Raw genomic sequence first — 24,915 nt, 5'->3', positions numbered from 1 at the left:
GAAGCTTGGGGGAGGGGGAGAGAGGTCGGCAGCGCGGCGGGCCGGGGCTGGGCAGGCGGGCGCCGGGGGTGCGGCGAGCCAACGGGGGTGCGGGGAAGGGAAGATCGGGGCTGGGGCGAGAGGGAAGGCCGGGGCTGGGGCGAGCCGGTCCGCGCCGGCGCACCGGGCTCGCCGCGGTCGACGCCGATCGGAACCGGAGATACCGGGCCCGGTGTGGGGCGAAAAAAATTGTGGGCCGGACCGTGAACCGATCGGCGGGGCTCGTCCGATGAGGGGATGTGAGCGAAACGAGAAGCGACGGGGAGCTGCTGCGTGCCATCGCGGCAGACGGGGACCGTCACGCCTTCGAGGAGCTGTACCGGCGGTACGCGCCGTGGCTGACCGCGCGCATGCGCAGCCGCTGTGCCGACCCCGGGATAGTCGACGACGTCGTGCAGGAGACGTTCCTCGCGGTGTGGCGGGGCAGCGCCCGCTATCGCGAGGAGGGCGACGTGGCCGGCTGGCTGTGGCGCATCGGCGCCCGCCGGCTGGTCGACGCCGTGCGCGGCGACGGTGCCCGTGGCCGCCTGCGCCAGGCGCTGGCCCGGCTGCGCCACCGTGACGAGGCCTCGGCGGAGGACCGCGTGCTCGCGGGGGTGGAGCACGGGGACCTCGCCGGGGCCCTCACCCGCCTCTCCCCGGAGCTGCGGGCGGTCCTCCAGGCCACCGTCATCGACGGACTCACCACCCGGGAGGCGGCCGCCCTGCTCGGCATCCCCGCCGGCACGGTCAAGACGCGGGCACAGCGGGCCCGCAAGCAACTGCGGGAGGCGCTGGCATGACGTGGCACGTGGCAGAAGAGGACCTGCGTGCGTACGGGCGGGGCGAGTTGGCGCCGCCCCTGCTGTGGTCCGCCGACACGCACCTCACGGGGTGCGCGCAGTGCCGGGCCCGGCTCGCGGGCACCGTCGACCCGGTCGCGCTGGACGCCGGCTGGGAGCGGCTGGACGCCGAGCTGGACGCGCCGCGGCCGAGCGTGTCCGAGCGGCTGCTGATGCGGCTCGGCGTGGCCGACCACACCGCGCGGTTGCTGACGGCGACCCCGGTGCTGCGTCGCTCCTGGCTGCTGGCGGTGGTGTCCCTGCTGGTCATGACGGTCCTCGCGGTCCATCTGGTGGACCGGCCCGCCCTGTTCCTCGCCCTCGCCCCGCTGCTCCCGCTCGCCGGAGTCGCCCTCTCCTACGGCCCGGCGCTCGACCCGTCGTACGAGATGGCCGTCGTCGCCCCGATGCACGGCTTCCGGCTGCTGATGATCCGCACGGTCGCGGTGCTCACCGCGGGCCTGGCGTTCAACGGCCTGGCGACCCTCGCCCTGCCGGAGTACGGGCTGCTGGCCCTGACCTGGTTGCTGCCCGCGCTCGCCCTCACCGCGACGGGCCTGGCGCTGACCCCCCGGCTGGGCCCGACCCTCGCGCCCGCCCTGGTCGGCGGCGCCTGGCTGACGCTGCTGGTGGTGGCGCAGGCCCACACCCACGGCACGCTCGTCCCCTTCACGGCGGCCGGACAGTCGGCCTCGGCGGCGATCGCGGTCCTCGCCACCGTGCTGCTCCACCAGACCCGTGACCGCTTCGACGCCCGTCCCGTCGGCGGTTTCCCGGACGGAGGCGCGGTATGACACCGCCTCCCGTCCCCGCCAGCCGACCGGACTTCCAGGAGCCTTCCATGACCACCGCGTCCACCACCGTGACGGCCACCGGCCTGTCCCTGCGCTACGGCGGCACGCACGCCCTCGACGGCGTCTCGCTGCGACTGACCCGGGGCGTCACCGGCCTGCTCGGCCCCAACGGCGCCGGGAAGACCACCCTCCTGCGGGTGCTGGCCACGGCCGTGCCGCCCGACCGGGGCGAGTTCGCGGTCCTGGGCCACGACCCGGGCACGGCGGCCGGCCGCCTGGCCCTGCGCCGCACACTCGGCTACCTGCCCCAGACCCCCGGCTTCCACCCGGACTTCACGGCCTTCGACTTCGTCGACTACGTGGCGATCCTCAAGGAGCTGACCGACCGCGGCGCACGCCACCGCGAAGTGCGGCGCGTGCTGGAGGCCGTCGACCTCTCCGGCGTACGCGGCAAGCGCATCAAGCGGCTGTCCGGCGGGATGCGGCAGCGCGTCGCCCTGGCCGCCGCGCTCGTCGGCGACCCCGGCTTCCTCGTCCTGGACGAGCCGACCGTCGGACTGGACCCCGAACAGCGCATGCGGTTCCGGGAACTGGTCGCCGAGGCCGGTGAGGGCCGCACGGTCCTGCTGTCCACCCACCAGACGGAGGACGTGGCGATGCTCTGCCACCGGGTGGTGGTTCTGGCCCGCGGCCGCGTCCGCTTCGAGGGCACCCCCGCCGAGCTGACCGCCCGCGCGGCCGGCCGGGTCTGGAGCAGCGCGGAGCGCGACCCGGGAGCCCTGGCCGGCTGGCGCACCGGCACCGGCACCTTCCGCAACATCGGCGACCCCCCGAAGGGCGCCGATCTCCTCGAACCCACCCTGGAGGACGGCTACCTGCTCGCCCTCGACAGCGAGAGCAGGACGGTGACGGCATGAACACCACGATCACACCCCTGCGGGAACCGGCCGCCACGTTCCCCGGCCCCGACCGCCCCGCCCGCCGCACCGGCGCCGTGCTCGCCCTGGCCCGTTTCGAGGCCCGCGAGCTGCTGCTCCAGATCCCGGTGCTGGTCTTCACCGCCCTCTACGTGGGCGTCGTCGCCGTGGGGTTGATGCGCCAGGAGGGCATGGACGACTTCCCCGTGCTCCACCGGGTCGACCGCGAGACCCAGACGGCACCCCTGCTGCTCGCCATCGCCCTGCTCGTCTGCACCAACGCGGCCGCGCTGCGCTCGCGGAAGCACGGCACGGTCCAGCAGTTCGACGTCCTGGCCATGGAGCCCTGGCGGCGCACCCTCGCCCATCTGCTCTCCGTGGTGCCGTTCGCGGCGCTCACGGCGGTCGTCGTCGCGGCCGAGTTCACCCGGGAGGCGCTGAAGCCCGGCGCGATCGGTCACGGCTCGCTCGGTGAACTGGCCGTCGGCCCCCTGTCCGTCCTGCTCGCCGGCATCACGGGCGTGCTGCTGGCCCGGGTGGTGCCCTCCTCCTTCGCGCCCATACTGTTCGTGGTCGCCGTGTACCTGCTGATCGTGACCGCCTCGGCGGCGGCGGGGTCCGACGATGCCTGGGTGAGCCGGCTCTCCCCGATCCCCGTCTCCGACATCGCAGGCGGCGACGACCCGGTCCCCTCCGACCTGCTCGGCCGCCCGGCCGCCTGGCACGCGCTGTACCTGGCGGGCCTGTGCGCGCTGCTGAGCTGCGCGGCCCTCCTCTTCTCCGGCGGCCGCATCCGCGCCGTCCGGGCGGCGACGGCCCTCGCCCTCGCGGCCACCACGGCCGGCGTGATCGGCCAGGTCCCGCGCGACACGGAGGCCCTGGAGGCGGCACGGAAGACGGCGTCCACGACACCGCAGAAGGTGCAGTCCTGCACCACGTACGGCAGGTCCACGTACTGCGCCTTCCCCGAGTGGAACGGGGTGCGCGACGACTGGGCCCGAGTCGTCGACCGTGTCCAGTCCGCGGCGGGGGGCACTGCCGCCGAGACCCGCCTGACGGTGCGCCAGCGCATCGACACCAGCGGTGGCATCGAGGTCGACTCCTCCCTGGCCCCTTCCACCACGCCCGCCGAGGTGACCGTCGGCACCCGCTGGGGCGGCAACCGCGTCCCCGAGTTCGCGGTCGGCGTCGCCACCGTCCTGGTGGCGGGCTCGGAGGACGCGGCGCAGGACTTCTGCGACGCCAGGCCCGTGACGATCATGTGGCTCGTCCTGGGCACCGACCCCACCCCCCTGTCCACCTTCACGAAGCTGCGCCTGGACGACGCCACCATCGGCTCCGGCCACGTCCTGGCCCCGACGAACGGCCTGTCCCTGACGGCACAGCAGACAGCGGTGGTCCGCGAACTCCTGACCCGCCCCCAGGCCCAGGTGTCCACCCAGGTCAAGACCCACTGGTCGGAACTGACGTCCCCGAAGACGTCCACGGCGGAGGCAGCGCGGCTGCTCGGGGTCGCGGCACCGGAGGGGGCGGACTCGTGCGAGGAGTAGAGGGGCGAGGAGCTGAGGAGCGAGGAGTAGAGGGGCGCGGAGTAGAGGGGCGAGGAGCTGAGGAGCGAGGAGTAGAGGGGCGCGGAAGAGAGGGGCGCGGAAGAGAGGGACGAGGAGTAGAGGGGCGAGGAGGAGAGGGACGAGAGTGTCGATCGGCCGGTCACCGCAGCGGGCCCCATGAGTCCGGTAAGCCGGGCCCGGGCCGTCCCCGTAAGCGGATACCGCTCACCCACGCCCTGCTCCGGGACCTCGTCCCGGCGGTCTGGCAGACGCTTCCCCGGCGGGTGTTGGCCGTGGCAGGAGGATTGGGGCTGGCGCTCGCCGGGGCCGTGCGGCTGGTGGGGCGGGCGCCGGGTGAGGAACTGGGGGCGGTGCTGCTGCGGTTCGTCGCGTTGAGCGGTGCGCTCGGGCTGGCCTTTCTGCTCGACGACCCCGCGCGGCACACGACCGCGACGACCCCGCTCGGCCGGTCGCTGCGGGCCGGCCTGCGTCTGGCACTCGTGGTTCCGCTCGTGGCCCTGTGGTGGACGGCGGCCCTGCTGCTCATACCCGAGCCGAACCGTCCGCCCCTCGGTCCGGCCACCCTGGAGGCCGCGGCCATGGCCGCGGCCGCTCTCGCCCTCGCCTCGGCCGCCGTCCGCTTCACGGACACGGCGGAAGTGGGGAAGGGGACGGCGATCCGGCTCGGCGCAGCCGCCCTGGTGGTCGTGCTCGTTCCGGAGCGGTGGGGGTTGTCGGCGGTGCCGGGGGAGCCGTGGTGGGAGGCCACGCAGGTGAGATGGGCGGTGGTGCTGGGAGCGACGGTGGCGGCGACGGCGCTGTGCACACCGGAGCCGTTGAGACGCCGGCCGGCGCATCTCGACCTGTCCGGGGGCGCCCTCTCCGGGAGAGCCTGAGGACCGAGACCGCCGTTCAGACCGACGCGGGGATTGGGGGGCGTAAGCCCCGGGCGACGCCGGCCCTGGCGACGCCCGCATCCACACCCGCCGCCATCACGGAAGCGCTCACGTCTCGGCGGGTAGGCCAACGAAGCCCTCCCGCATCCGTCTGTAGGCCAACGAAGCGCTACCGCGTCCGTCTGTAGGCCACGAAGTGCCAGGCCACCGCCGACAGGCCAACGAAGTGCCCATGCCGCGTCGGCAGGTCAACGAGTGCTCACGTCTCCGTCCGGTACATCAGGTCCGTCTCATGGGTCGTGAAGCCCAACCGCTCGTACACCGAGACCGCCGCCTTGTTGTCGGCGTCGACGTAGAGCATCGCCGTGGGCAGCCCCTGCGCCGCGAGATGCCGCAGGCCGATCGTGGTGAGGGACTTGCCCAGGCCGCCGCCCTGGGCGCCGGGCGCGACACCGAGGACGTACACCTCGCCCAGTTGTTCCTCGGCGTGGACCTTGGTCCAGTGGAAGCCGACGAGTTGGTCCCCGCGGAAGGCGAGGAAGAAGCCGGCGGGGTCGAACCAGGGCTCGGCCTGGCGGTCGTCGAGGTCGCGCTGGGTGAGGGCGCCCTGTTCGGGGTGGTGGGCGAAGGCGGCGGCGTTGACGGCGAGCCAGGCACCGTCGTCCTGCCCGGGGACGAAGGTGCGGACGGTGACGCCCTCGGGCAGGACCGGCTCGGGCAGTTCCAGGTCGGTCAGGGACCGTCGCATCTGGCGAAGTTCCCGGAACAGCGTCAGCCCCAGGACCTGCGCCAGGTGCCGGGCTGCGGAGTGGCCGCCGTGGGCCCAGACCCGCAGCCGCTTGCCGGAGGCGGCGAGCAGGGCCGAGCCCAGCGCGCGGCCGTGCCCGTGGCCGCGGTGCAGGGGATGGACGACGAGTTCGGCGGCCGGGGCCTCGACGGGGTCGGTGTCCTCCAGCTGGGCGTAGCCGACGAGTTCGTCGCCGACGCTGAGCAGCAGATGGGCGACACCCTCGCGGGCGCCACCGCGCAACTGCAGCCGGCCCTGTTCGGACACCGCCTGCTGGCCGTCGTTCCGGGCGGCCTCCGCGAGCAGTTCGAGGACGGCCTCGGTCTGTTCGGGGGAGAGCGCGGAATAGGTCTCGATGGATCGGGAGCCGTGGGTCCGTGCGGTGTCGTCGCTGGTCATGCGTACGAGGGTAAGGGGCGGGCCACGCAAAGTGGCGGCAGGCGGAAAGGCGGACGGAACAGCGCGGCCGACGGCAGGCGCAGGGCAAAGGGAAACCAGGATGTAACCATGAACCCCCTGTCGCGCTACGCGCGTTGACTCTAGGCTGCGGCCCGACGGGGCCACTCATCTCACACGCCTCTCAGGGCCGGGCCGGCCCGGAGGACGCCGACACCACAGGGGGGCGCATGCCAGCCACTTCCCAGTCGTATCCGAGCCGCAGACGCCGTACGTACGGACTGCTCGCGGTGGCCGCCGGGCTGGCCACCGCCGGCGCGCTGGTCGCCGCGCTGCCCGCGGGCGCGCAGGACACCGAGCACGCCAAGCCGCTGCCCAGCCGCTACCAGGACGTGCAGCTGCTGTCCTTCAACGACCTGCACGGCAACCTGGAGCCGCCGGCCGGCTCCTCCGGCCGGGTCACGGAGGTCCATGAGGACGGCACGACGAAGACGATCGACGCGGGCGGTGTGGAGTACCTCGCCACGCACCTGCGCCAGGCGCGCGAGGGCAACAAGTACTCCATCACCGCGGCCGGCGGCGACATGGTCGGCGCCTCCCCGCTGATCTCCGGCCTGTTCCACGACGAGCCCACCATCGAGGCGCTGAACAAGCTGGAGCTGGACGTCACGTCCGTCGGCAACCACGAGTTCGACGAGGGCGCCAAGGAGCTGGCCCGCCTGCAGAACGGCGGCTGCCACCCGACGGACGGCTGCTACACGGACGAGGGTTTCGCGGGCGCCGACTTCCCCTACCTCGCGGCGAACGTGCTGGACGAGAAGTCCGGCAAGCCGATCCTGAAGCCGTACTGGGTCTGGAAGAAGAAGGACGTCAAGATCGGCTTCATCGGCGTGACCCTGGAGGACACGCCGGGCGTCGTCTCCGCGGAGGGCGTCAAGGGCCTGAAGTTCAAGGACGAGGTCGAGACGATCAACAAGTACGCCAAGGTGCTCCAGCGCCAGGGCGTGCGGTCGATCGTGGCGCTGATCCACGAGGGCGGCCTGCCCGCCTCGACGTCGTACAACTACAACTGCGACTCGCCGGGTGCGGGTGACGGCGTCTCCGGCCCGATCGTCGACATCGCGAAGAACATCACGCCGTCGGTGGACGCGCTGGTGACGGGTCACACGCACGCCGCGTACGCGTGCACCATCAACGACCCGTCGGGCAAGCCGCGCACGGTGACCTCGGCGGCGTCGTTCGGCCGCCTGTACACGGACACCACGCTGACGTACGACCGCTTCACCGGTGACATCGCCCGGACGGCGGTGAAGTCGGCGAACCACGTGGTCACCCGGACCGTGGCCAAGGCGCCCGACATGACCGAGCTGATCAGCAAGTGGAACACGCTGGCCGCGCCCATCGGCAACCGCGCGATCGGCTACATCTCCGCCGACATCCCCAACTCGGGCACCGAGTCCCCGATGGGCGACCTGATCGCGGACGCGCAGCTGGCGTACGGCAAGCAACTGGACCCGGAGACCGATCTCGCGCTGATGAACCCGGGCGGTGTCAGGGCGGGCCTGACCTACGCGGCCAAGGGCACCGAGGGCGACGGCGTGGTGACGTACGCCGAGGGCTTCACCGTGCAGCCGTTCTCCAACACCGTGAACCTTCAGGACTTCACCGGGGCGCAGCTGATCCAGGTGCTCAAGGAGCAGGTGAGCGGCTCGAACGCGGCGTCGCCGAAGATTCTCCAGCCGTCCTCCGGGCTGACGTACACCCTGGACCTGACGAAGACGGGCGCCGACCGGGTCGTCACGGACTCCATCAAGCTGAACGGCGCGGCCATCGACCCGGCCGCCACGTACCGCGTCGCGACGAACAGCTTCCTCGCGGGCGGCGGCGACGGCATCACCACCCTGGGCCAGGGCACGAACGACCTGGTCGGCACCGACGACCTGGCCGCCCTGGAGCAGTACCTGACGGCCAACTCCTCGGCCGCCAGCCCGATCGCGCCTCCGGCGGCGAACCGGATCACGATCGTGCAGTAACCCCGGCAACGCCCTCACCGGCACGTCGTTCTTCCCGAGGCGGCCGCGTCACCGACGCGGCCGCCTCGTGTGTGAAGCTGCGCACGCAGACGGCGCGATCACGTCCGTGGTGGAGGAGTCGCTCGGCAACATCGTGCTGACCCAGGCCTACAACCGGCGCCGGGACGAGCAGCGGCGCCTCGACACGCAGGCCCGCGCGTGGATGCGGGCGAGCGTGCGCGGGGCGCGGCTGAGCGAGATGTACGAGCAGTTCGTGGAGGTCGTCGAGACGCTGTACATGCTGGCGGTGATCGGCCTCGCGTCTGGGAGATCTCCGCGGGCCGCATGACACTCGGCGCCCTGCTCGCCTTCGCCGCCTTCATCGGCTACCTCTACCCGCCGGTCCGCAACCTCGGCCAGCTCGGCCTGACGGTCACCGCGGCCACGGCCGGCGCGGAACGCGTCGCCGAACTCCTCGACGCCCACCCGGCCGTGCGGGACCCCGCCACCCCGGTCGCCCCCTGGCCGGTGCGCGGCCGGGTCGGCTTCCACGGCGTCAGCTTCCGCTACCCCCAGGCGTCCGGGGACTCCGTACGGGACATGACCCTCGGCGCGAGCCCGGGCGAACTGGTCCTGGTCACCGGCCCGAGCGGCGCCGGCAAGTCCACCCTCGCCAAGCTCCTCACCCGCTTCTACGACCCCGACAGCGGCGTCATCTCCCTGGACGGCGTCCCGCTGACGGACGTACCGCTAGGAATTCCTGCGCGAGACCATCGCGCTGCTCCCGCAGCAGACCCTCGTCCTCAACGGCACGATCCGCGAGAACATCGCCTGCGGCCGGCCCGGCGCGACGGACGCGGAGATCAACAGGCGGCGAGGTCAGCGGCGGCCCACGACTTCATCACCGCCCTCCCCGACGGCTACGACACCCCCCTCGCCCCCGGCACCGCCGCCCTCTCCGGCGGCCAGCTCCAACGCGTCGCCATCGCCCGCGCGATGCTCCGCGCCGCCCCCGTCCTCGTCCTCGACGAACCGACCGCCGGCCTCGACTCGGTCGCCGCCCGCCAGGTCGTCCAGCCCCTGCGCCGGCTGATGTCCGGCCGTACGACGATGATGATCACCCACGACCTCAGCCTCGCCCCGGACGCCGACCGCGTGCTCGTGATCGACGAGGGCCGGTTGCTGGACGCCGGCACGCACGAGGAACTGATGAACCGCTGCCCGGTCTACGCGAGGCTGGCGGAACCCTGGCCGGGCGCGGCACCGACCGGGTCCGCACCGGACGACACGCTGGTGTTGCGGATCTGAGGGCCGCCCGCCGAGAAGCAGGAGGGCGGGCCGGAGCACGAACCCGGCCGCCGTGGACACCGTGACCCGTTGACCGCTGGGCGGACGGAGCGGGTAACGGGTTCGTCAGCGCAATGTCGGCGTCATGTCACGGACCGTCAACTGCGTTGCGCACGCAACCCGTTGTGCGAGAAGGTGTTCGAAATGATGTGAGCTGTGGGCAACACGTGACACACGGGGGTGGAACGATGAAGTTCGACATGGGATCGACGACCCTCTCGGACCTGGGCAAGAGCACCGTCGGATCCAGCGAGGACCTGGGCACGCTCATCACGTTGCTGGTGCAGGCGGCCGAACCGTTGGAGGGGAAGTTCAACGGGGCGGGCAAGGCCGCGTTCGACACGTTCAAGGCGCATGCCGACGAGATCACCAACGACTTGAACGGCTCGCTCAACGCGATCCTGGGCGGCCAGTCCGGCATGGACACCGCGTTCGGCACCGGTGACACGGAACTGGAGTCCAACGCCCACCAGAACATGGGCTCGGCCAACTTCGACGCCGCCCGTTTCGGCGCACGGTAGCGGACGCCCGTAGGGGCGCCTTCTCGTCTTCACTGTTTCCAAGGGGGAATCCGATCATGGCGCAGAACCTCGACCGCCGCTCGTACGACACCGGTGCCTCGTCCGAGGTGCAGACCAGTCTGGCCGGCGTCGTGGGCCAGTTGGAGCGCGTGCTGAACGACCGCGATCGTGCGGTCAAGGCCGCGATGGCCGACTTCACCGCGGACGGCGTCGCCGACGAGTACCACGGCAAGGAGCAGCGCTGGCACCGTGCCGCCGCCGAGGTCCGCGAGATCATCCGGCTGGTCCGCACGACGATGGAGCAGAACGACGGCACCGCTCAGTCGACCCTGGCGAGGGCTCGCGCGGCGGTGGACAACATCGGCTGACGCTGGTGACGCCGGACGCGAACCCTGCCGAACCACGCGCCAACCGGGGACGACGAGGGCAGCGGGCGGGACAGCGGAGACCGGGGAAACGGGGAAACGGGGAAACGGGAAAACGGGGACAGGGAACGGGGGCTGACGCATGCCTGGGTGGGACATCTCTCCGTCCGGGGTCGGGACCGTGGTCTCGAACGTCGGGGACGTGATGACGGTCCTGAACGACATCGTGAAGGCGTACTCGGACGACATCGAGGGCGCGGCCACCTCGGCCGGGACGCTCGCCCCGGGCGGGGCGAGCGGCGCGCACAAGGGGCAGACGGGGCTGGTCGCCGCCGCCCTCGCGGAGTTCATGACGGGTACGGCCGAGGAGTTGCAGTTCGTCGGCGTGCGGATCGGCAATTCGGTCAACGGCGCGGTGGAGGCCACCGTTGCCTATCAGGAAGGTGACCTGGAGATGGCGGCCGAGCTGCAACGGCGCGCGTCCGGGCTGGTCCGGCCGGACATGCCGGAGGGCTGGAAGGCGGGCCGTCTGTGATCGAGCCGGAGTCCATTCCGCTGTTCACGGGTGATCTGGCCCAGCTGGAGCAGCACATCGACGCCCTGCGGGTCGACTCGGACGGTGTCCGCCAGGCGGGCGGCGAGGCGCACCGGCAGTTCCAGGGACTCACGGCGTTCTACCAGGCGCCCGAGGCGGAGGACCTGTTCGCCTCGACGGCGCCGGCGCGGGACGCGGCCGACACGTTCGCGGACAAGGTCGCCACGGTGGCCGACGCGCTGAGCGCGTACGCCGCCGAAGTGGCGCCGATCGCCCAGCGGCTGGAGCGGTTGCAGACCGAGGCGGCCACCTTCGTGGCGGGGCTGAAGACGGACAGCGGGGCGTTCGACGAGAACTGGACCGACGACGCGGACAAGGTGGCGGAGCACCAGGCACTGCTGCACGAGGTGAACGCCGCGCAGTCCGCGTTCGCGGCCGCGGAGATCGCCTGCAACAACAAGATCACGGCGCTGGTGGGCGGTACGCAGTACGTCCTGAACACCGGGGCCAAGCAGCTCAGGCCGCTGGGCGCGGAGCTGTACGGATACAGCACCGAGGTGCTGGACCAGGTGAAGGAGCTGCCCTGGGGCACTCCGGTCACCCAGTCCCACGACTGGTGGGACCCGGAGGACTTCGACTACTACTTCAAGAGCTTCGTCTGGGACGGGCTGATCGTCGACAACATCTGGGGCACGGTCGACGGCGTCTTCTCCCTGACCGGCCTCAACGGCGGGGACCAGTTCAAGGACTCGTGGGAAGGCCTGGTCCGGGCGGTCGTGGGGGCGGAGACGTACCTGATGGAGTCCGGTGGCAAGAAGCCCGAGGGTGTCTTCGCGACCGACTTCGCCCAGGACAGCAAGGTGTACGCCAAGGAGTTCGCGAAGTCCTTCGTCGCCTGGGACATGTGGGGGGAGAACCCGGCCCGCGCCGCGGCCACCGTCGTCTTCAACGGGCTGACGCTGGGCGTCGGTCCCCTCAAGGCCGCCTCGGCGGGCAGGGCGGGCAACGCAGCCAAGGTCGCCAACACGGTCGCGAAGGTAGGCGACGCCATCGACCCGATCAGCGCCACGATCAAGGTGACGGGCCATGCCCTTCCCAGGATCACCCAGGTCGCGGAAAGCCTGCGCGGCGTGAACACCCTTCCTGAACCGCGTACCCCGCGCAGCGTCCTGGAGTTCGCCGACGACGGCGGACGGTCCGTGCTGGTCGTCGAGGACGGCAGGTTCGTCGTCGTCAAGGACGGCGAGATCGTCACCGACGCACCGCTGAGGGAACGTTCCGTCGCGGCGCAGGCGGCCGGTGAGGTACGGGAACGTGAACTCGCCGGGGTCGGTGCGCGCACGGGTGACGACCTGTCGGCCCGGTCCCGCCACGAGACAACGACGTCCGGCAGCACCGGAGCCGGGGACACGTCCCGCGGCACGGATGAGCCCGCCGGCGGAGCAGCGCGGGGCACCGATTCCGGCATGTCCGGCACATCCGGCCGGCCAGGCGCGGCAGGCGGCGGCACGGTCGCCCACGGCCACGGGGGCAGCGGCGTCGGTGCCGGCACCGGAACCGGCCCGGTCGTCGGTTCGGGGTCCGGCCGGGGCGGTGGCGATGGAGGTCTGGACGACCTGGGCCGGGCCGGCGACGAGACGCCGGACGGCGGCACGGGCGGTACGGCCGGTGCGGAGGGCGGCGTGCCCGCTCCCCGCGCGGAGGTCCCGCGTCCCAGCTTGATGCGTGAGGGTCCCAACCCGTACGGCCCGCGGGGATCGCTCACGCTGGACCAGATCCAGGAGATCCAGGTCTACCGCGCCAACCACGAGCCCGGCTACTTCGAGCGGTACTACAAGAAGAACGGCTGGCGTACCAACCTGAAGCTCCGCGACGAAAGCGGATACAACCCGCCGCAGCTCGTGCAGTTGGAGGAGGGCGGGCCGTGGATCCGGGCCAAGGACACCCCGGCGGCACCCGAGCCGCACTTCATCGACGACGACTACCTGAGCGTCGGACGGAAGACCGTCAGCGACGAAGGCCGGCTCAAGGCCCTGGACGAAGCGGCCCGAAAGCGCTATTTCGCGGTGCAGCTCGACAACGCCATCAACAGGTGGAAGGGCGAGGCCGGACGGGCTCACGACATTCACGGCACTCCGGAGACCGCCGCGGAACTGGGCGAGGCCAGGGGAACGTACAAGGAATCGCATACTGCGATGCGCGATGCGACCGAGGAATTCGGAGAGAAGGCGGCCGAACTCCACTACATCGCGGAGCGGTATCCGGATTTCCAGAAGCAGACGCTGCTCGGCCCGAAGAACGGCAACGACCAGTTCGACCAGGTGTGGATGCACGAGGACGGTCGCATAGTCGTCGTCGAGGCGAAGAGCAGTCCCGGAACGGAACTGGGCAGCCGTGCGCTGCCGAGCGGTAAGCAGGTTTCCCAGGGCAGCCGGGAGTACTTCTACGACATCCTCGCCCACATGGAAAAGCGCGGTGAGGACGACCTCGTCGACGCCATGGAAAAGGCGTTGCAGCAAGGGAAACTGGAATATGTCGTGGTAAAGGGTGAGCGTAATGCCGGCACGTACACTGGCTACCAGTACCGCCGGTTCGACATCAGCAAGGGGACTCTTCCGTGACTGTGACTGTGGCCCGGCACACCTCGCCCGCAACCGATGCCGAGGCCTTCGCGGAGCGGTTGGGGCAACGGGTCGGCCGACGGATCGACGGCCTCGAGGAGTCGACCGACATGATCGACTTCGCGTTCACCACCGCTGTCATGGCGCTGCGCGCCCGCTGCGTCGTCGACCCGGAGGCGGCCGCGGTGGAGACGTGGGAGGCGACGGTCAACGCCATGCAGCTCGGCTCGGCGCTGTTCGCCGTGTCCGGTGTGAGTGAGGGCCGGGTCGAGTGCCGCATCAACCACAAGGTGCGCAGCCTCCCGTCCGCCGGCCGGCTCTCGTCGGCCGACGCCGGCACCTGGCTCACCGCCTTCTGGCTGGCCGTGATCTGCCGTGACCAGCAGCGCATGACCCAGTTGTGTGAGATCCCGCTGGAGCGGCTGCGGGCACCGGAGGGGGCGTACGACGAGTACGTCTACGACTGGGTGGACACGCTGCAGACGTACTGGCTGCGGCGGCCGGGTCTGGTGGAGAAGCTGACGGCCACCTTCGAGAAGTCGGACCCCTCCGTGGCGCGGATCGCCCCCCAGGACCTGTTGCAGGGCCTGCTGTATCCGCCGATCAACCTCTTCTATCACTTCGTCCGCAGGGACGTGGAGGGCTTCAGCCCAGCCCTGGAGGAGGCGCTGAAGCTGCACAAGGCGTACTGGACGCTCACCGAGGATCGGGAGAAGGACATCGACGGCGCCGTGGCGCTCGGCCCGCTCGCCATCGCCTGCCTCGCGTACGACGGCGAACTCCCGATCGAGGTCGAGTCCGAGTACCTGCCTCACTTCCTTCTCCGGCGGGCCTGGCTGGGCGAGTTCCCGACGTGAGCGGGTGGAACACATGACCGCCCAGGACTACGACAACCAGCTCCTCGAATCCGTGGCGGTCCGCCGCCGACGTCTGCGGGACGCCCTGCTCTTCGGCGCGCAGCGTCAACGGCGTTCCGTGGACGAGCGGATCGGGAAGGCGTTTGCCGGGGTCGTGATCGCGGCCGTGGTGTGTGCGGGGTGTGTGGGCTGGTCGTTCGTGGCGAACCGGGTGATCGGGAAGAGCCCGTACGGGTCCACGTCCGTGCCGCCCTCCCCCCAGTCCTCGTCCTCCGTCCCTGCGACCACCCGGTGATAGGTTCGAACACGTGACAGCCACGGGGGCCTTGAGCAGTACCGCGACCACAAGTCGTACCGCGCTCAGCCGGATCACCCTGGTCGGTGAGCGGCACCGGATCGACCTCGTCCTGCCCGCGCGGGAGCCCGTCGGTGTCCTGCTCCCGGAGATCATGGGGCTCTTGGAGGACCGCCCGGCCGGGCGGCCGGAAGTGCGGCATCTGGTGACCGCGGACGGCTCGGCACTCGCCCACGACCACACCCTGGAGTCCGCCGGAATCCCCGACGGAACGGTGCTGCGGCTGGTGCGGGCGGAGGACGCGCCCTCGGCGCCCGTCGTCCACGACGTCAGTGACGAGGTCGCCGACGACCTCGGCGTACGGGCCTGGCGCTGGCGGCCGGAGGCGCGGCGGGTCGTCGCCGGGTGTGCCGTCGTGCTGTGGGCCGTGGCGTCCGCCCTGCTCGCGCGAGGGTACGTCGGACCGGCCGCCCTCGGCGGCGGGATACTGGCCGTCGCGGTGCTCGCCGCCCTCGCCGGGCTGTTCTGCGGGCGATTCCACCGTCCCCAGCTCGCCGCCACCCTCGTCGCCACCGCCGGCGCGCTGGGTGTCCTCGGCGTCTCGGCCCTCGCCGACGCCCACGCCTGGGCGGGCGGGACACGGCTCGCCGCCCTGACCGGAGTCGTCGCCGTCGTCCTCGCGCTGGCCGGCCGGGTCACCCCACTCGGGAGGGCGGCGCTGACCGGGGCCGGGGCGCTCGCCGCCGTCGTAGCCGTTTGGGAGGTGGCTCTCGGGACGCAGGACGGGGCCGGCACGGCCGCCCAGCAGGCCCGGGTCGGCGCCCTCCTCGTCGTCGTCTCCCTCGTCGTGCTCGGCCTGCTGCCCCGGCTCGCCCTGATGGCCTCGGGACTCACCCGGCTCGACGACCGGCGTACCGGCGGTGCGACGGTCGCCCGTCACGAGGTCGGCACCGCACTCGCGGCCACCCACCGCGGGCTCGCGCTCGCGACGCTCGTGCTCGGCGTGTCCGGTGCCGCGGGCGGGGTGCTCGCGCTGCGCACCACCTCGCCGTGGACCGTCGGGCTGGCCGTCGCCGCCACCGTCGTCCTCGCCCTGCGGGCCCGCGCCTTCCCCCTCACCGTCGAGGTCGTGGCGCTGTTGTTGGCCTCCGCCTGTGTCGCGCTGCGGCTGATCACCGTGTGGCTCGCACACGCCGGCTCCCCGGCGGGGCCGCTGGCCGTGCTCGCGCTGTCGGCGGTCGTACCGCTGGCGGTGCTGGCCGGGGAGCCGGCCGAGCATCTGCGGGTGCGGCTGCGGCGGCTCGGCGACACCGTGGAATCGCTGGCCGTCATCGCCCTGTTCCCGCTGGTCGTCGGCGTGTTCGGGGTGTACGGGCGGCTGCTCGACACCTTCGCGTGAGGGGAGCGGGAGGAGCGGTATGGGCGGGGGAGAGCACTGGCAGCGGGAGGTGCTGCGGGAGCTGACGGACGGCACGGCGCGCGAGGTACAGCCGCCGACACCGCCACCCGCCAGGCCCACGGCACCGGCGGCCTCCGCCGGCCCCACGGCGCCTGCTGCTCCAGTCGGTCCCACGACACCTGCGGTTCCCGTCGCCCCCACCGCACCCCCGGCTCCCGCGCCGCAGCCTTTGACACCTGCGGCCCCCGCAGACCCCACCGCATCCCCGCCCCCCTCACCCCCCGCCCCCGCACCGCAGCCCACCCCGCCCCATCCCCGGGGCTCCACCCCACCGCGGAAGCACCTCCCCACCCCGGAGACCCTGCCCACCCTCGACCCCCGGCTCGCCATCGCCCTCGGCCGGCCCCAGCACGGCGATCCCGTCACCCGTCGCGCCGGGCGCGGGCTGCGCAGGCTGACGGCCTCCGCGAATCAGGAGGTCGTCGAGCGGAGCCGCCTCGCTCAGGAGGTGCAGCAGCCGGTCACCACCGGCCGGGTCATAGCGGTCACCTCGATCCGCGGCGGCGTCGGCAAGTCCACCGTCTCCGCGCTGCTGGGCCGTACGTTCAACCACTACCGGCACGACCCCGTCCTCACCCTGGAAGCCGATGCCGCTCTCGGCACGCTCCCGGTCCGCATGGGCGCGGAGTCGGTGCGCTGGTCGGCGGGGGACCTTGCCCGAATCCTCACCCCCGCCATGCACCTGACCGACATCACCGGCTACCTGGTGCCGGTCACGGACGGCGGCTGGCTGCTGCCGGCGAGCCAGGGCCGGGTCGGCGCGCCCCTGGACGTAGGGACGTATCGCACGGTGACCCTGGCCCTGCGCCGCTACTTCGCCGTCACGGTGGTGGACTGCGAGACGCTCCCCGGCGAGGTGGCCCGTACCGCGATGGACACGGCCCACGCGCGGGTCGTCGTCGCCCCGATGACCGCCGAGGGCGTCGACGGCACCCGCCAGGTGCTGGACTGGCTCGGCCAGTTGCCGCACTCCGCGCTCGCCGGAACCGTCGTCGCCCTGAGCTCGGCGACACCGGACACCACCCTCGACGCGAAAACCGCCGCCGCCCATCTGCGCCGGCCCGGCGTGCCCGTGATCCCGCTCCCCTACGACCGTCACCTCGCCCAAGGAGGGCCCATCCACACCGCGATGCTGGGCGAAGGCACCCGTGACGCGGCCGTCCGGCTGGCGGCCGAGGCGATGCGCAGGGCGGTGAGGGTGCGATGACCCAGCGGGTGGTGCACCGGCCCGCGCGCAGCACCCGGCCCCTGGAGCCGGCGCCGGCCCGTACGGTCGAGCCTCCGCCGAACCTGCCCGAGGGCCGGGTGGGCAACGCGGCGACCGCGCTGCTGCCGATGGCCGGCGTCATCAGCTCCGTGGTGCTGATGACCGTCATCCGCAACAGCCAGTTCGCCGCGCTCGGCGCGATCGTGCTGGTCGTGGCGTTGTTCGGCGCGCTGGCGCTGTTCCTGTCGCAGCGCGGGAAGGCGCAGCGCACCCGGCGCGTACAGCGCGAGCGCTATCTGGAGTACCTGGAGGAGTTGCGCGCCGAACTGGGCGCGGACGAACGGGACCGACGCCGCCGCTCCCGTCTCCTCGATCCGCCTCCGCAGGCCCTGTACGACCTCGTGCGTGACCCGGCACGCCTGTGGGAGCGCCGCCGCACCGATGCGGACTTCCTGCGCGTCCGCGTCGGCGTCGGTGACGTCCCGGTGCAGGACCTGGTCATCGGGCAGAGCGGCGTCGGCGGTGTCCTGACCCCGCCGGACCCCTTCATGCTCAACGAGGCCCGCGCCCTCCGGAACCGTTTCTCCACCGCCACCGACTTCCCGCTCACCGTCCCCCTGGACCGGGCCGGCAACGTCAGCGTCGTCGGCGCCGACCGGGACGACGTCCTGCGTGTCGCCCGCGCCCTCCTCCTCCAGACAGCCGTCACCCACGCCCCGGACGACGTCGCCCTCGCCCTCGCCACCGCCGACGAGCCCACCTGGGCCTGGGCCAAGTGGCTGCCCCACGTCCTCGACCCGCAGATCTTCGACGGCCCGGTCGCCGCCCGCCGCATCGTCCCCGACCTCACCTCCCTGGCCCGGCTGTGCGCCCCGGACCTGCGCCGCCGCGCCGCCTACGCCGCCGAGGTCCGCCGGGGCCTGGCCGATCGGGGCGCGGTACGGCTGGCCGCGCGGATGCTCGTCGTCAGCGACACGTACGGCGCCACCGCGGCCGAACTCCCGCGCCCCGACGCGGCGATCGGCCTGCCCGACATGGGCGTCACCGTGCTCCACCTCCTCCAGGAGCAGGTGCACGAGCCGGACGAGGTGAGCGTGCGCATCACGGTGGACGGCGACCGGGTCACCGTCGACGACCTGCGCCCCGCCACCACGGCCACCGGCACCGTCGACCCCGTCACCGCCCCCACCGCCGAGGGCATCGCCCGCCTGCTGGCTCCGCTGCGGCTGTCGCCGGAGTCCGCCGCCGAGGGCACCCCGGTCTCCGGGCCCGTCGACTTCCCCGCGCTCCTCGGCATCGACGACCCCGCGACCCTCGACCTCCCCACCCTGTGGAAACCCCGTTCCGAACGCGACTTCCTGCGCGTCCCCATCGGCCTCACCGACCGTCACGAGCCCGTCCTGCTCGACCTGAAGGAGTCCTCCCAGCTCGGCATGGGCCCGCACGGCCTGTGCGTGGGCGCCACCGGCTCCGGCAAGAGCGAGCTGCTGCGCACCCTCGTCCTCGCCCTCGCCGCCACCCACTCCCCCGAGGACCTGGCCCTCGTCCTGGTCGACTACAAGGGCGGCGCCACCTTCGCCCCCTTCGCCGGCCTCCCGCACGTCGCCGGGATGATCACCAACCTGGAGAACCAGGCCGGCCTCGTCGAACGCGTCCACTCCAGCCTCGCCGGCGAGGTCAAGCGGCGTCAGCAGGTCCTCAAGGACGCGGGCAACGTCGCCGACATCGGCCACTACGCCGTCCTGCGCGCCACGGAGAGAAGCGACCTCGACCCCCTCCCGCACCTCTTCGTCGTCATCGACGAGTTCGGCGAACTCATCACCGCCAAACCGGACTTCATCGACCTGTTCCTGTCCATCGGCCGCATCGGCCGCTCCATCGGCGTCCATCTGCTGCTGTCCAGCCAGCGCATCGAGGGCGGCAGGCTCAAGGGCCTGGACACCTACCTGTCGTACCGGCTCGGCCTGCGCACCTTCTCCGCCGACGAGTCACGCACGGTCCTCGACACCACCGACGCGTTCCACCTGCCCCCACTGCCGGGCTTCGGCTATCTCAAGGTGGACACCTCGACGTACGAGCGGTTCAAAGCGGGATACGTCTCCGGCACCCACCACGGGCCGGCGGTGCGTGAACAGCGGGACGACCGGCCGCTCGCCCTGCCCTACCCGACGTACCACACCCCGCGACAGCAGGACGCGACGCCGGAGGCCGAGGAACCCGTCAGGCGCGAGACCGGTCCCACCACCCTCTCCGTGATGGTCGCCCAACTCGCCGCCGGGGCACCGCCGGTACGTCGTATCTGGCTGCCCCCACTCCCGGACGCGACCCCCCTCGACGCGGCGGCGGGCCCGCTGAGCGCCGGCCCGGACGGCGTGCGGCTGGCCGCCGCCGACGGCCCGATGCGGGTCCCGCTGGGCACGCTCGACGACCCGGCCCGCCAGTGGCAGCAGCCCTGGCTGCTCGACCTCACGGTGGCCGGCGGGCACGTGGCGGTGATCGGCGGCCCGCAGTCCGGCAAGAGGACCCTCCTGCGCACCCTCGCCCTCTCCCTCGCGCTGACCCACACCCCGTACGACGTCGCCGTGTACGGCCTGGACTTGGCGGGCGGCGGACTGTCGGCACTGGCGGGGCTGCCGCACGTCGGCGGGATCGCCGGGCGCGCCGACCAGGAGCGGGCCGCGCGCACGGTCGCCGAGATGCGCATGATGCTCGCCGAACGCGAGGCGGTCTTCCGCGAGCACGGCATCGACTCCGTCGAACAGCTCCGCCACCTGCGCAGACAGGGCCGGCTGCCGCAGCTCGGCGCCACCGACGTCGTCCTGCTGATCGACGGGTTCGGCGCGCTGCGCGACGAGTTCGCCGACCTCGACGACCCGGTCGTCGACCTGCTCAAGCGCGGCGGCGGCTACGGCATCCACGTGGTGGCGGGCATGCTGCGCTGGAACGACGTGCGGATCGCCTCCCAGTCGATGTTCGGCAGCCGCGTCGAGTTGCGCCTGAACGACCCCTCCGACTCCTCCGTCGACCGCAAACTGTCGGAGACCCTCGCCCCGGACGTGCCCGGCCGCGCCCTGACCGACGGCAAGCTGTTCGCGCAGGTCGCCCTGCCCCGCATCGACGGTCGGCGCACGACCGGCGATCTGGGCCCGGCCCTGGAAGGCGCCGTCCGCACCCTGCGCGCCGCCTGGCACGGCGAACTCGCGCCCCCGGTGCGGGTGCTGCCGACCCGCCTGACCGCCGCCCGGCTGCCCTCGCCGGCCACCGAGCCGCACCGCGTCCCCCTCGGCGTCGACCAGGACGCCCTCGCACCGGTCGCGCTCGACCTGTTCGGCACCGATCAGCACCTGCTGGTCCTCGGCGACAACGAGTGCGGCAAGACGAACCTGCTGAAGCTGATCGTCGCCGGACTCGTGGCGCGGTACTCCGACGAGGAACTGGTCTTCGGCGTCTACGACCCGCGCAGGGGCCTGCGCGGTGTCGTCCCGGAGCCGTACCGCGGCGGCTACGCCCATAACGCCAAGCTCGCCGCCGCCCTGTCCACGGGCATCGCGACCGAGCTGGAGAAACGCCTTCCGGAGAGTGCCGACCCGGACACGATCACCACCGATCCCGTCTTCACCGGCCCACGGATCGTCATCCTCGTCGACGACTACGACATCCTCACCACCGCCGGCCAGCAGCCCCTATCACCCTTCCTGCCGTACGTGTCCTCCGCGCAGGACATCGGCCTGCACTTCGTGCTCGCCCGCCGCACCGCCGGCGCCTCCCGCGCCCTGTACGAACCGCTGCTGACCACATTGCGCGAGACGGGAACGGCCGCCCTCGTCATGACCGGCGACCGCACCGAGGGCCGGCTTTTCCCCGGCCTGTACGCCTCCCAGCTGCCGCCCGGACGGGGCACGTTCGTACGCCGCGGCCGTCCCCACCAACTCATCCAGACCGCTCTGACGGAAGCCCGGGAAGAAACCTCGTGACCAAGGACGTCATCGCCCTCACTCCCAGGATGCCGGACCTGCCCGCCCTGCTCGCCGGCCTGTACGCCGGCGGCCCCGGCCTCGGCGTCGACACCCTCGCCGAAGGTGCGGTCGTCCAGCTGTGTGCCACCGACGGACGGCCGCTGGTCTCCGTGGAGGCGCCGGTGCTGGTCCAGGTCCCGGGGGAGACCGTCCGCCTGCTCGGCCACGACGTCCCGCCGCCCGTGTGGTGGACCGAGGCCCGGGCCTCCACCGCCGTCGCCGAGGCCGGACGTCTCGCGGGTTCCTTCGCCGGACGGCTGGCGACGGTCCTCGGCGGCACGGTCTGGCCCCCGGAGGCCGTCACCACGGAGGTCGTCCCGCTGACCACGGACGTGTCGGCGGTCCCGGCCCCGGCCTCCACCGCCCCCGCGGTCGACGTCCTCACCGACCGGGCGGCCATTGTCATCCAGGACCGTCCCCTGGTCGCCATGACGAGCTGGCTCTCCGACGCGCTGCGCACCGCCACCGAGGGCGAGCGCGCCCTGCAGATCGTCACCCCGCCCACCGCCCGCCTCACGCTCCCCGCCCGCACGGCCCTGCGGGGCCTGCCCAACCGCTGGGTGGTCCAGGATCCCGACCTCGGCTACTACGACGGCCTGTCCGGCGTGATCCTGCACTGGACGGACGGCGCCTTCGCCCCGGTACCCGACGCGGACGGCCCGGCAGCGCCCTTCACGGCTGCCCCGCCCACGGACGACCGCCAGCTGATCCTGTCCTTCCGCACCCGCCACCCCGCCGGCGAGAACCTGGTCCTGGGGGGCGCCCTGGAGGCCGCCTTCCGGCACCTCACCGGCGCCCCGCCGGCCGGCTGGAGCACCGCGGAACCGGTCAACCTGCCCTGGTCGACCCGTCCGTTGACGGACCTGGCCCGATCCCGCGCCCCCCGCCCCACCTGGTTGACCGCCGTCGGCCGTCCCGGCCGCCCGGCGATCGCCACCGTCCGGGTGCGGCGCACGACGGGGGGAGTGGAGGAGGAGATCACACTCGCCGTCGGCCACGGAGCGGACGAGCCCGTCCCCCTGGACGCGATCGCCCCGCTCGTCGAGACCCTGGCCGCCGACCACGACCTGGTCACCCTCCTGACCTCGCTCCGCGCGGCTCGCCGCGATCTGACCGTGCCACCGCACGCGGAGGCCCCGCCGGTCCCGGTGTCGCTGACCCTGGCCGTCGACGAGCCGCACGCGACGACCGGCCCCCAGCCGGTCCGCCTGGGCCGGGCCCTGCACTACCCCCTGAGCGACAACCCCCTGAACGACGGAAGCGGCCCCAAGGCATGGGACCGCTTCACGGCGCTGATGCGCGACCTGCGCCCGCGCTGGGGCGGCGACGTCCCCGACGTCCCCGACGTCCGCGACCTCCGCGACCTCCGCGACGTCCCGGTCAGGAAGCCGTAGGCGTCCAGCCCGCCAGCCAGTCCGCGACCTCCTGGTCGGCGGCCTGGGCGGCGGTGAGCTGGGGGCGGTCGCTGCTCGCGCTGCCCGCGCCCGCACCGGTGTTCTGGTACTCGGCGAACCGGTCGTCCTTCCAGGAGAAGCCGCTCATGTCGGTCCACGGAGCGGTCTTGATCGCGGCGCTGAGCGTGGTGTTGCGGACCGTCGTCTGCGGGTCGAGGGTCGCGTCGCCCCCGGCGTGCCAGGGGCGGCCGAGGTGGAAGCTGCGGTCGGACACGTCACCGTTGACGGTGGAGTTGGCGATCAGGATGCCCTTGCGGTTGGCGGGCGTGCTCGGGGCGGTGACGTAGCCGGCCGAGGTGCCGTTCCAGCGCTTCTTCAGGGTGATGACGGACCGGTCGATCACCGCGGTGGCCCGGCCGAAGATGAAGTCGACGTTGCCGATGACGTAGGAGTTGGTCATGTAGACCCGGCCCAGCCGGTCCTTGGCCGCGGTGTCCACCAGCAGGGTGTCCTGGTCGCCGCTGACGATGACGCCGTCGAGGAACACCTTGTCCGCGGCGGTGCGCAGGGCGACCGCCTGGTGACCGGAGAGGGACTGGTTGGCGGCCTCGTCGAAGTCGTTGGAGACGGTCAGGTTGCGGGCCTGGAAGTCGTCCGCCTCGACGGCGACGGTGGCGCTGCCGCCCGTGCCGTACGTGCCGGAACCGTCGGGCTTCGGCGTGCCCGCCGCGTTGTTGTAGACGATCACCGTGTCCTTGCGGCTGCCGCCCGTGCCCTGGATCGTGACGTGCGGCTTGTTGGCCGGGACCCGGACCGTCTCGCGGTACGTGCCCGGCTTGACGGAGATGACCACCCGGGAGGGGTTGTTCGCCGGTACGGCGTTCACGGCCGCCTGCACGGTCCGGTACTGCCCGCTGCCGTCCTGCGCGACGGTGAGGGTCGTCGCGGCGGCGGCCTTCGTGGTGGCGGAGGCCGTACCGATCGACGTACGCGGCCCCGCACCCGACTTCAGGAGCGCGGGCACGTCGGCGGTTCTGTCCAGCGTGTAGGCGTAGTACGTCTTCGGGTCGAAGGCGCTGCCCCCGCTCTCGTTGCGCCCGCTCGTCGAGACGAAGGTGTTGCCCCGCTGGACGATCGACGCGGTGCTGTCCTTGATGACGGGGTTGTTGACGCCCTGGAAGTAGGAGTTCTCCAGGACCATCCTCGTGCCGCCGCGCGAGTAGTTGCCGTACGAGGACTTGATGGTGGTGCCCGCCACGTCCTCCAGGTAGTTGTTGTAGAGGTGCGCGTGGGCGGCGTTGTCCGTCGACGGGTTGCGCTGCTCGGTCTCACGGATCCAGTTGTGGTGGATCGTGATGTCGGTGACGACGTTCTCGGTCCAGCCGATGCCGAACGCCTTGTTGTCGTCGCTCAGCTTGTTCCAGGACACGGTCACGTACGTGCTGTCCTTGCGGACGTCGATCAGCCCGTCGGCCATGCGCCGCAGGTCGTTGTGGTCGATCCAGACGTGGTGCGCCCCGTCCATCTGGACGGCGTCGAAGTCGTGCTCCTTGTCGTTCCAGACACCCTGGTACGCGTCCCGGATCGTCAGGTTCCGGATGATCACGTTGTGGACGCCCTGCCCGAGGAAGAAGCCGCCGCCGACGATGTGCCCGGAGGTCCCGGACCCGACGATGGTCTTGTCGGACGCGACCCTGATCTCCTTGCCGACCGGGTTCATGTTGATGGTGGCCGCGACGACGATCACGTACGGCTCGGCGGCCGTCGCGTACTTCTCCAGGTCGGCGAGGGTCGTCACGGTGACGGTCCTGCCGTCCCGGCCCCCGTAGGTGCCGTTCTGGCCGAGCGCGTTGACGGAGGCGAAACCGTCGGCCGCGGCGGTGGCCCAGGCGGGGGCGGTGGTGGCGGCGGACGCGTTCTGCTGGGTGCCGAGCCCGAACACCGTTCCGTACGCCAGCGTGCCGGCCGCGGTCAGGACCAACGGCACACCGACCGCGAGAGCCTTCCCGCGCCTGCGGTGGCGGGGCCTGTCCGTATGTGTGACGCGGTACGCGCTCATACGACCTTCCGTTCCGTGTGGGGGAGT

The 24,915-nt window shown here is 72.3% G+C and carries 20 protein-coding genes; 18 read left to right on the top strand and 2 right to left on the bottom strand.

The window, feature by feature from the left end; genetic code table 11:
- Nucleotides 1-278: 278 nt before the first annotated feature.
- From ACF1A1_RS24875 to ACF1A1_RS24855, 5 genes are all read left to right on the top strand, one after another.
- A complete protein-coding gene (locus ACF1A1_RS24875; protein ID WP_392002825.1) occupies nt 279-821 on the top strand; it encodes an RNA polymerase sigma factor in 543 nt (180 codons plus the stop codon).
- Nucleotides 818-1,654: a zf-HC2 domain-containing protein gene (locus ACF1A1_RS24870; protein ID WP_392002823.1), complete on the top strand. Its 837-nt coding sequence runs from the start codon at nt 818-820 to the stop codon at nt 1,652-1,654. The genes ACF1A1_RS24875 and ACF1A1_RS24870 overlap by 4 nt, the downstream gene beginning before the upstream one ends.
- A gap of 47 nt (nt 1,655-1,701) precedes the next feature.
- Nucleotides 1,702-2,571, top strand: a complete 870-nt coding sequence (locus ACF1A1_RS24865) for an ABC transporter ATP-binding protein (RefSeq protein WP_392002822.1) — start codon at nt 1,702-1,704, stop codon at nt 2,569-2,571.
- A complete protein-coding gene (locus ACF1A1_RS24860; protein WP_392002821.1) occupies nt 2,568-4,121 on the top strand; it encodes an ABC transporter permease in 1,554 nt (517 codons plus the stop codon). The genes ACF1A1_RS24865 and ACF1A1_RS24860 overlap by 4 nt, the downstream gene beginning before the upstream one ends.
- Before the next feature lie 293 nt (nt 4,122-4,414).
- Complete coding sequence (locus ACF1A1_RS24855) at nt 4,415-5,017, top strand: ABC transporter (RefSeq protein WP_392002819.1); 603 nt, start codon at nt 4,415-4,417, stop codon at nt 5,015-5,017.
- Between the two features lie 259 nt (nt 5,018-5,276).
- Here the strand turns inward: ACF1A1_RS24855 and mshD are convergent, their stop codons facing one another.
- The gene (mshD, locus tag ACF1A1_RS24850; RefSeq protein ID WP_392002818.1) at nt 5,277-6,203 is read right to left on the bottom strand and encodes a mycothiol synthase; all 927 of its coding nucleotides are present in this window, start codon (nt 6,201-6,203) and stop codon (nt 5,277-5,279) included.
- Between the two features lie 227 nt (nt 6,204-6,430).
- Between mshD and ACF1A1_RS24845 the strand changes: the two genes are divergently transcribed.
- From ACF1A1_RS24845 to ACF1A1_RS24785, 13 genes are all read left to right on the top strand, one after another.
- Nucleotides 6,431-8,233, top strand: coding sequence for a bifunctional metallophosphatase/5'-nucleotidase (locus ACF1A1_RS24845; protein WP_392002816.1), 1,803 nt, complete (start codon nt 6,431-6,433; stop codon nt 8,231-8,233).
- Nucleotides 8,234-8,339: 106 nt separating this feature from the next.
- The gene (locus tag ACF1A1_RS24840) at nt 8,340-8,561 is read left to right on the top strand and encodes a hypothetical protein (protein WP_392002814.1); all 222 of its coding nucleotides are present in this window, start codon (nt 8,340-8,342) and stop codon (nt 8,559-8,561) included.
- On the top strand, nt 8,558-9,520 hold the full coding sequence (locus ACF1A1_RS24835) for an ABC transporter ATP-binding protein (protein WP_392002812.1): 963 nt from the start codon (nt 8,558-8,560) through the stop codon (nt 9,518-9,520). Before ACF1A1_RS24840 ends, ACF1A1_RS24835 begins: the two co-directional genes overlap by 4 nt.
- Before the next feature lie 227 nt (nt 9,521-9,747).
- Nucleotides 9,748-10,080: a hypothetical protein gene (locus tag ACF1A1_RS24830; protein ID WP_392002811.1), complete on the top strand. Its 333-nt coding sequence runs from the start codon at nt 9,748-9,750 to the stop codon at nt 10,078-10,080.
- Nucleotides 10,081-10,136: 56 nt separating this feature from the next.
- Nucleotides 10,137-10,448 carry a pore-forming ESAT-6 family protein gene (locus ACF1A1_RS24825; RefSeq protein WP_392002810.1) on the top strand — a complete coding sequence of 104 codons (312 nt, stop codon included), beginning with the start codon at nt 10,137-10,139 and terminating at the stop codon, nt 10,446-10,448.
- A gap of 139 nt (nt 10,449-10,587) precedes the next feature.
- Nucleotides 10,588-10,980, top strand: a complete 393-nt coding sequence (locus ACF1A1_RS24820; RefSeq protein WP_392002809.1) for a DUF6507 family protein — start codon at nt 10,588-10,590, stop codon at nt 10,978-10,980.
- A complete protein-coding gene (locus ACF1A1_RS24815; protein ID WP_392002808.1) occupies nt 10,977-13,601 on the top strand; it encodes a hypothetical protein in 2,625 nt (874 codons plus the stop codon). The genes ACF1A1_RS24820 and ACF1A1_RS24815 overlap by 4 nt, the downstream gene beginning before the upstream one ends.
- On the top strand, nt 13,598-14,458 hold the full coding sequence (locus ACF1A1_RS24810; RefSeq protein ID WP_392002806.1) for an immunity 49 family protein: 861 nt from the start codon (nt 13,598-13,600) through the stop codon (nt 14,456-14,458). The genes ACF1A1_RS24815 and ACF1A1_RS24810 overlap by 4 nt, the downstream gene beginning before the upstream one ends.
- Before the next feature lie 13 nt (nt 14,459-14,471).
- Nucleotides 14,472-14,753, top strand: coding sequence for a hypothetical protein (locus tag ACF1A1_RS24805; protein WP_392002805.1), 282 nt, complete (start codon nt 14,472-14,474; stop codon nt 14,751-14,753).
- Between the two features lie 31 nt (nt 14,754-14,784).
- Nucleotides 14,785-16,152, top strand: a complete 1,368-nt coding sequence (eccD, locus tag ACF1A1_RS24800; protein ID WP_392002804.1) for a type VII secretion integral membrane protein EccD — start codon at nt 14,785-14,787, stop codon at nt 16,150-16,152.
- A gap of 229 nt (nt 16,153-16,381) precedes the next feature.
- Entirely contained in the window at nt 16,382-17,419 is a 1,038-nt protein-coding gene (locus tag ACF1A1_RS24795; protein WP_392002803.1) for a type VII secretion protein, read from the top strand.
- A complete protein-coding gene (gene eccCb / locus ACF1A1_RS24790) occupies nt 17,416-21,393 on the top strand; it encodes a type VII secretion protein EccCb (protein ID WP_392002802.1) in 3,978 nt (1,325 codons plus the stop codon). The genes ACF1A1_RS24795 and eccCb overlap by 4 nt, the downstream gene beginning before the upstream one ends.
- Nucleotides 21,390-22,829 carry a DUF6177 family protein gene (locus ACF1A1_RS24785; RefSeq protein ID WP_392002800.1) on the top strand — a complete coding sequence of 480 codons (1,440 nt, stop codon included), beginning with the start codon at nt 21,390-21,392 and terminating at the stop codon, nt 22,827-22,829. Before eccCb ends, ACF1A1_RS24785 begins: the two co-directional genes overlap by 4 nt.
- On the opposite strand, the gene ACF1A1_RS24780 is transcribed toward ACF1A1_RS24785, so the two are convergent.
- Nucleotides 22,816-24,888, bottom strand: coding sequence for a pectinesterase family protein (locus tag ACF1A1_RS24780; RefSeq protein WP_392002798.1), 2,073 nt, complete (start codon nt 24,886-24,888; stop codon nt 22,816-22,818). The genes ACF1A1_RS24785 and ACF1A1_RS24780 overlap by 14 nt on opposite strands.
- Between the last annotated feature and the right edge of the window lie 27 nt (nt 24,889-24,915).

This window comes from Streptomyces sp. NPDC014995 (genome assembly GCF_043080745.1).
Lineage (GTDB): Bacteria > Actinomycetota > Actinomycetes > Streptomycetales > Streptomycetaceae > Streptomyces.
Note: the sequence above shows the minus strand (reverse complement) of the source record. Positions and strands in the feature narration are given on the sequence as shown.

What these genes read in the sequence shown, in the direction of transcription:
- ACF1A1_RS24825 (WP_392002810.1), top strand. Translation starts at nt 10,137, where the DNA reads ATGGCGCAGAACCTCGACCGCCGCTCGTACGACACCGGTGCCTCGTCC.
- mshD (WP_392002818.1), bottom strand. Translation starts at nt 6,203, where the DNA reads ATGACCAGCGACGACACCGCACGGACCCACGGCTCCCGATCCATCGAG.
- ACF1A1_RS24835 (WP_392002812.1), top strand. Translation starts at nt 8,558, where the DNA reads ATGACACTCGGCGCCCTGCTCGCCTTCGCCGCCTTCATCGGCTACCTC.
- ACF1A1_RS24860 (WP_392002821.1), top strand. Translation starts at nt 2,568, where the DNA reads ATGAACACCACGATCACACCCCTGCGGGAACCGGCCGCCACGTTCCCC.
- ACF1A1_RS24870 (WP_392002823.1), top strand. Translation starts at nt 818, where the DNA reads ATGACGTGGCACGTGGCAGAAGAGGACCTGCGTGCGTACGGGCGGGGC.
- eccCb (WP_392002802.1), top strand. Translation starts at nt 17,416, where the DNA reads ATGACCCAGCGGGTGGTGCACCGGCCCGCGCGCAGCACCCGGCCCCTG.
- ACF1A1_RS24805 (WP_392002805.1), top strand. Translation starts at nt 14,472, where the DNA reads ATGACCGCCCAGGACTACGACAACCAGCTCCTCGAATCCGTGGCGGTC.
- ACF1A1_RS24865 (WP_392002822.1), top strand. Translation starts at nt 1,702, where the DNA reads ATGACCACCGCGTCCACCACCGTGACGGCCACCGGCCTGTCCCTGCGC.
- ACF1A1_RS24845 (WP_392002816.1), top strand. Translation starts at nt 6,431, where the DNA reads ATGCCAGCCACTTCCCAGTCGTATCCGAGCCGCAGACGCCGTACGTAC.
- ACF1A1_RS24820 (WP_392002809.1), top strand. Translation starts at nt 10,588, where the DNA reads ATGCCTGGGTGGGACATCTCTCCGTCCGGGGTCGGGACCGTGGTCTCG.
- ACF1A1_RS24780 (WP_392002798.1), bottom strand. Translation starts at nt 24,888, where the DNA reads ATGAGCGCGTACCGCGTCACACATACGGACAGGCCCCGCCACCGCAGG.
- ACF1A1_RS24830 (WP_392002811.1), top strand. Translation starts at nt 9,748, where the DNA reads ATGAAGTTCGACATGGGATCGACGACCCTCTCGGACCTGGGCAAGAGC.